We start from the raw sequence: 6,651 nt of genomic DNA on the forward strand, positions 1-6,651 counted from the left end.
CGACACCACGGTGCTCGCCTCGGCGGAATATCACGAGCCGAGCCTGGTGTTCCTGGTGGGCACCAAGACCGTGCTGACCGATGTCGATGGCGTCGCCAAACATCTGCTTAGCGATCCGGCCTGCGCGCTGGCGCTGACACAGGTCGGGGATGAGCAAAAACTGAATGGACTGCTGGCGGCGCAAGGCAAGTCGGCGATCCGCGTTGCCGAAGTTGACGGCCTCAACTATTCGTCGGGAGACAAACTGTCGCTTGGCCTTTATCGTGTGGCCCAATGACGGCTCGTCAATGACAGGGTCGAATTTCAAATGCTGGTGAAATCGCGCCCTTCCGTTTCCGCTATGCTCCTTGGAGTGGGGCGCCGATCGGTCGACAATTTTCGCGATACGATGCAGATCGCAAGAAAGCGCTTTGCCGCTCGCCCGGCCAGATACCCGAACATTTTGTGGTCGGTCTGGGTGCTGGTGTGGGTTTTGCTGACGGCAGCAGCATTTGTTCGCCTCGACACCCCTGCGGGAATGCTTCGCGACCAATGGTCGCCGGGGTTCGTCCGCCTGGCCGATTTTTTCACGCAGTTCGGCCTGGGTGGCTGGTATCTCATTCCGTCGGCGCTTTTGCTCGTCGCCGCGAACCTGACGGACTGGCGAAGCCTTTCAAGGCGTTCGCTGATGCTCGCCTACAACTGGACCTGCCTGGCTTTCCTGGTGCTGGGCGCCGTCGGCCTGTCCGGCCTGACCGTCAATGTGCTGAAATACGCGATCGGCCGGGCTCGGCCGATGTATTTCAATCAATTCGGGGTGTTGTCGCTGCATCCATTCGCTTTCGATGCGCGCTTCGCCGGCTTCCCGTCCGGCCATGCAACGACCATGGGCGCCGTGTTCGGGATTGCCCTGCTGTTGTTCCCAAGGCGCTGGTACGTCGCCCTGGCGATCACCGCCTGCATTGCCTCGACACGGATCTTCGTTGGCGCGCACTATCCCAGCGACACCGTCGCCGGCTTCGGCCTTGGCTGCGCTTTCGCGCTTGCTTGTGGGCTGGTCTTCGCCCGGCTCGGCTTCATCTTTCGGCCGATGCCGTCGGGGTTGCCGGTCCGCAAGAAGACGTTTTGGCTGACATGGCTCGGCGACGTGAAACGGGCAGACCCCGCTGCCGGGACCTAGTGGTTAAAATCAGGCGCCTGGTACCCGTCGAAACAGCAATTTCGCCGGCTCGTGATAGCGGGTTTCTGGCAGGGCGCTACGGCCCCATTGCTGACAGTCTAGGATCAGTCTGAGACAAGGCGTTGCGTCTATGGCGTCGCGCCATAGCGCTCAAGCAGTCGCATGATCTCCGCCTGCTGCGCCTTTGCCTCTGGCGAGCCGCTGCCGCCGCGGCCGGTCGGCCGCGTCGCAAGAAACATTGGCGTCGAACCATTCCCGTTCTTGAGCAGAGCGTCGGCGCCGCCGTCAAGGAGTGTGCTCGCCGCTGCCCCGCAGCGCGTTCTAACGGCGCGATGCAAAGGCGTGACGCCGTTTTGATCGACGGCGTTCGGATCGGCCCCTGACGCGATCAGCAAGGCGACGGTCGCGGATTGGCGGACCGGATTCCACTTGGGCGACCCCGGAATTCCATCGGCCGCGTAGTGAAGCGGCGTCGCACTCCGTCGGTTTCCCGCCGTGACGTCTGCGCCAAGGCCGATTAGCGCGCGCGCGACCTCAGGCCAATGGGCCGCCGCCGCGACGTGAAGCGCAGTGTCGCCAGCATAAACGTAGTGCTTGATCTCGGTCAGAAAGAGATCTGTCGCCGCGCCCATCGCGCCCTCTTTCAGGGTCGCCTTGGCGAGGGCAGGAAAGGCGTTCAGCAAGCCAAACACCACCGTGCCGTCAGCCGATGCGATCGCCTTCATCAGGCGCACGAGTGCAGCGTCATCAATCATCGCCTGCTTCGAGTCCACGGTTCGGAATTGGCGGCGAAGTGTACCTCCGGCAACGGCGGCTCACCACCCTCCCCAGAATTTCGTTGGGTTCGCTCGCCGGCAAAACCTCGACGCGTCGATGCCGATCTACGGAGATCGATGGAGGAGCGTCACACCGGGTACCACGCGTCAGATCTTGACACTAATTGCCGTCCAGACCGCCATAGGACCTCACCAGGCCGGCCATGTCGGGCGACGAATGCTGCTCGCTTTCGAGCCCTTGTGCAACGCCGACGCGATCGGCGACCGGCCGGTTCTGGCTGACCTTCCACTTGCCGTGGATTTCGCTGATCTCGATTTCCAGCCCGATAATGCCCTTGATCTGCGACTGGATGAACGGCGCCGGCGCATCGGTCACCGCCCAGGGTGCCTCGCGAGCGCCTTCCTGGGATACGGTCAGATCGGCGATCTGCTGCGCCAGCCAGTCCTGGTCATCCATCACCTTGACGGTGCCGCGAACCTGCACGATGGCATAATTCCAGGTCGGCACCACCTTGCCGGTTTCGCGCTTGGTCTCGTACCAGGATGGCGTCACATAGGCATCGCTGCCCTGGAAGACGATCAGCACGGGTGAAGCCGGATTGTCGGCCAGCAGGCGCCATTGCGGATTGGCCCGCGCCAGATGGGCGCGCAGCCTGCCGTTCGGCCCAATTTCGGCGTCGAGCAGGAACGGGATGGCGTTGGCGACCGGCCCCTCGGGCCCGTTGGAAACCAACAGGCCCAATGGATGCGTCCGGATCAACCCGTGTAGGATTTCCGGCCGCGTTTCCCTGAACTGAGGAGGTTCGTACATCGCTGTCCCAGCTTTCTTTGCTTATCTCAGCCGCTTCGGCCGCGGATCCGACAATTCGCCGGCCAGCCGGCGGTCGAGATAGTCGGCACATTCCTCGAGCAGCAGGTCGGCGTCGTTGGAGAAGAAATGGTTGGCGCCAGGCAAGGTCTTCTGCGTGATGGTGATGCCCTTTTGCGTGTGCAGTTTGTCGACCAGGCCCTGCACATCCTTTGGTGGCGCGACCTTGTCGGCATCGCCATGGATAATCAGGCCCGATGACGGGCAGGGCGCCAGGAACGAGAAATCATAGGTGTTGGGCTGCGGCGCGATCGAGATGAAGCCTTCGATCTCGGGACGGCGCATCAGAAGCTGCATGCCGATCCAGGAGCCGAAGGAGTAACCGGCAACCCAGCAGCTCTTGGAATCCGGATGCAGCGACTGCACCCAGTCGAGGGCTGCGGCGGCATCCGACAACTCGCCAGTGCCGTGATCGAACTCGCCCTGGCTGCGGCCGATGCCGCGGAAATTGAAGCGAAGCGTGGTGAAATCCCGCTTCTGGAACATATAGAAGAGGTCGTAGACGATCTTGTTGTTCATCGTGCCGCCGAACTGGGGGTGCGGGTGCAGGACGATGGCAATCGGCGCGCTCTTTTCCTTGGAAGGCTGGTAACGTCCCTCCAGACGGCCGGCAGGACCGGTGAAAATGACCTCAGGCATGAAATACTCCACTTGGGTATACGAATGCGCGGCGCCCGGAACGTGTCTTCCTCTGGCCTTGACGCAGGGCGAGCGTCTTCTTAGAAGCTAGTTTAGAATTGTTCAAAACTGAGTGGCAAGACATCGAGCCCGGCCACCCGCGCCGCAAGCCGCGTAAATAGGACGGCTCGCCTTGGAATTTCAAGGAAATAACGCGATACGTCGGCGGAATGGCTTCTGACGGGACCAACTGGACGAAAATGGCCGCAATACGCGCCTATCTCGACTATAATGCCAGTGCGCCGCTGCTTGCCGCGGCCCGCGAGGCTATGGTCGCAGCGCTTGATGTCGCCGCCAACCCGTCATCGGTCCACGCCGAAGGGCGCGCCGCACGCCGCCTGATCGAGACCGCCAGGCGTGACGTTGCGGCACTGGTCAACGCCAAGCCGGAGCATGTCGTTTTCACCTCCGGCGCGACGGAAGCCGCCTCGACGCTGCTGACATCAGACTGGCAGATGGGGCGTGGTACTGTGCGCATGAGCCGGCTTTACGTGTCCGAGGCCGACCATCCCTGCCTGTTGAATGGTGGGCGCTTTCCGGCAGCACAGGTTACGCGGATCGGCGTTGATGCCAATGGCATCGCCGATCTCGGCGCCCTGGTCGCGGCGCTCGGCCGCCATGACAAGGCCGATGGCCTGCCGCTGGTCGCCATCCATGCCGCCAACAACGAGACCGGTGTCATCCAGCCGATCGATCGCATCGCTGAGATCGTCAAGGCTGCGGGCGGCATCCTCGTCGTCGACGCGGTCCAGGCCGCGGGCCGCGTATCGATCGACATGTCAGCGGATTACGCCGATTATCTGATTCTGTCCTCGCACAAGATCAGCGGCCCCAAGGGCGTCGGCGCCATCGTCACCGCTTCCGACCTGATGATGCCGAAGCCGCTGATCAACGGCGGTGGCCAGGAGAAGGGCCATCGCGGCGGCACTGAAAATCTCGCCGCCATTGCCGGTTTTGGCGCCGCGGCACGCGAGGCCCTGACCGGATTGCCGGCCATCGATGCGGGGCGCCAGCGCCGCGACGAGATCGAGGCCATCATGAAATTGCTGGTGCCGGACGCGGAAATCTTTGGAACCGGTTCGCCAAGGCTTGCCAACACGACATTCTTCGCTATTGCGGGCGTCAAAGCTGAAACCGCGCAGATCGCCTTCGATCTGGCCGGCGTGGCGTTGTCGGCCGGCTCCGCATGCTCGTCGGGCAAGGTCGGGCCGAGCCATGTTCTGAAAGCCATGGGCTACGGCGACAGTCTTGGTGCCTTGCGCGTGTCGATCGGACCGGCGACCGGCGCGGAAGACATCGAGTTATTTCGCGTTGCGCTGACTGGAATCGCCGCGCGTAGGGCGAGTAGAGAAAAAGCCGCGTAAGCGGTTGGACGAATTTGGGCCTTTCGGCCTGGTAGAGCCGTGCGTTTCGTGTTGGCCGGGTGAATTTCCGGTCGGGGCGCACTATATGGAACTTACGCTGCCGCGAGCGCTTCTTCGGCGTTCATTTTGGCGGTGCCATAGTTTGAAAACTGTCGGGCCTTGACCCCGGCGTGGATGGAGAACGCATATGCCTGCTGTGCAGGACACGATCGATCGGGTCCGAAAGATCGACGTCGACCAATACAAATACGGATTCCAGACCGAAATCGCTGTTGATAAGGCCCCCAAGGGGCTGAGCGAAGACATCATCCGTTTCATTTCGGCCAAGAAGGACGAACCGTCCTGGATGCTGGAATGGCGCCTGGAAGCGTATCGCCGCTGGCTGACGCTGGACGAGCCGACCTGGGCGCGCGTCCACTATCCGAAGATCGATTTCCAGGACATCTACTTCTACGCAGCGCCGAAGAGCACGCCCGGCCCGACGTCGCTCAGCGATGTCGATCCCGAACTGCTGAAGGTCTATGAGAAGCTGGGTATTCCGCTGCGGGAGCAGGAAATCCTCGCCGGCGTACAGAAGACCGACGCCTCCGAACTCGAGGAAGTCAGCGACAATGTCTACAAGTCGGGCCGCGTCGCCGTCGACGCCGTGTTCGATTCCGTCTCGGTCGTCACCACCTTCAAGAAGGAGCTGGCGCAGGCCGGCGTCATCTTCTGCTCGATCTCGGAAGCCATCCGTGAGCATCCGGAGCTGGTGAAGAAGTATCTCGGTTCGGTCGTGCCGACCTCCGACAATTACTACGCGACGCTGAATTCGGCGGTGTTCACCGACGGCTCCTTCGTCTTCGTGCCCAAGGGCGTGCGCTGCCCGATGGAACTGTCGACCTATTTCCGCATGAACGAGAAGAACACCGGCCAGTTCGAACGCACGCTGATCATCGCCGAGGAGGGGGCTTACGTCTCCTATCTCGAGGGCTGCACGGCGCCGCAACGCGACGAGAACCAGCTTCACGCCGCGGTCGTCGAACTGGTGGCGCTCGACGACGCCGAGATCAAATACTCAACGGTGCAGAACTGGTACCCCGGCGACGCCGAGGGCAAGGGCGGCATCTACAATTTCGTCACCAAGCGCGGCGACTGCCGCGGCGACCGCTCGAAGATTTCGTGGACGCAAGTCGAGACCGGCTCGGCCATCACCTGGAAATACCCGAGCTGCATCCTGCGCGGCGACGATTCCTCGGGCGAGTTCTATTCGATCGCCGTGTCGAACGGCTATCAGCAGGTCGACAGCGGCACCAAGATGATCCATCTCGGCAAGAACACGTCGAGCCGCATCATCTCCAAGGGCATCGCCGCCGGCTTCTCGCAGAACACCTATCGCGGCCAGGTCTCGGCGCACCGCAAGGCGACCAACGCCCGCAACTTCACCAACTGCGACTCGCTGCTGATCGGCGACCAGTGCGGCGCGCACACGGTGCCCTACATGGAAGCCAAGAACTCGACGGCGCAGTTCGAGCACGAAGCGACGACGTCGAAGATTTCCGAGGACCAGAAATTCTACGTCATGCAGCGCGGTATCCCTGAAGAGGAAGCTATCGCACTGATCGTCAACGGCTTCGTCAAGGACGTCATCCAGCAACTGCCAATGGAGTTCGCGGTCGAAGCGCAGAAGCTGATCGGTATCTCGCTGGAAGGCTCGGTGGGCTAAGTGACCATGGCGACGCAGCTGCCGAGAGAAGAAATCTGGTTTGCCGTACGCTGGCGGCGGCTGTGGGCTGTCCGCCGCGAGGGCAAGATCGCCATGGCCAA

Annotated in this window: 6 protein-coding genes and 1 pseudogene; 4 read left to right on the plus strand and 3 right to left on the minus strand. The window is 62.2% G+C overall.

The window, feature by feature from the left end; translation table 11 throughout:
• Together EN935_RS17055 and EN935_RS17060 are read left to right on the plus strand one after the other, a co-directional pair.
• Positions 1–277, plus strand: a pseudogene (locus tag EN935_RS17055) (glycosyltransferase family 39 protein); the annotation flags it as partial.
• A gap of 111 nt (positions 278–388) precedes the next feature.
• The gene (locus EN935_RS17060) at positions 389–1,159 is read left to right on the plus strand and encodes a phosphatase PAP2 family protein (RefSeq protein ID WP_245469044.1); all 771 of its coding nucleotides are present in this window, start codon (positions 389–391) and stop codon (positions 1,157–1,159) included.
• 128 nt (positions 1,160–1,287) lie between these two features.
• Here EN935_RS17060 and EN935_RS17065 read toward each other — a convergent pair whose 3' ends face one another.
• The 3 genes from EN935_RS17065 to EN935_RS17075 form a co-directional block, all read right to left on the minus strand.
• Positions 1,288–1,914 carry an ankyrin repeat domain-containing protein gene (locus tag EN935_RS17065; protein ID WP_127373460.1) on the minus strand — a complete coding sequence of 209 codons (627 nt, stop codon included), beginning with the start codon at positions 1,912–1,914 and terminating at the stop codon, positions 1,288–1,290.
• 181 nt (positions 1,915–2,095) lie between these two features.
• Entirely contained in the window at positions 2,096–2,746 is a 651-nt protein-coding gene (locus tag EN935_RS17070; RefSeq protein ID WP_127265968.1) for an FMN-binding negative transcriptional regulator, read from the minus strand.
• Positions 2,747–2,767: 21 nt separating this feature from the next.
• Positions 2,768–3,442 carry an alpha/beta hydrolase gene (locus EN935_RS17075; RefSeq protein WP_013532163.1) on the minus strand — a complete coding sequence of 225 codons (675 nt, stop codon included), beginning with the start codon at positions 3,440–3,442 and terminating at the stop codon, positions 2,768–2,770.
• A 239-nt stretch (positions 3,443–3,681) separates the two neighbouring features.
• Between EN935_RS17075 and EN935_RS17080 the strand changes: the two genes are divergently transcribed.
• Positions 3,682–4,845, plus strand: coding sequence for a cysteine desulfurase family protein (locus tag EN935_RS17080; protein ID WP_127373461.1), 1,164 nt, complete (start codon positions 3,682–3,684; stop codon positions 4,843–4,845).
• Between the two features lie 187 nt (positions 4,846–5,032).
• Positions 5,033–6,550 (plus strand): Fe-S cluster assembly protein SufB, encoded by a 1,518-nt coding sequence (gene sufB, locus EN935_RS17085; RefSeq protein WP_109669585.1) that lies wholly within the window; start codon positions 5,033–5,035, stop codon positions 6,548–6,550.
• Positions 6,551–6,651 lie beyond the last annotated feature (101 nt).

The organism is Mesorhizobium sp. M7D.F.Ca.US.004.03.1.1 (genome assembly GCF_003998635.1).
GTDB lineage: Bacteria > Pseudomonadota > Alphaproteobacteria > Rhizobiales > Rhizobiaceae > Mesorhizobium > Mesorhizobium loti.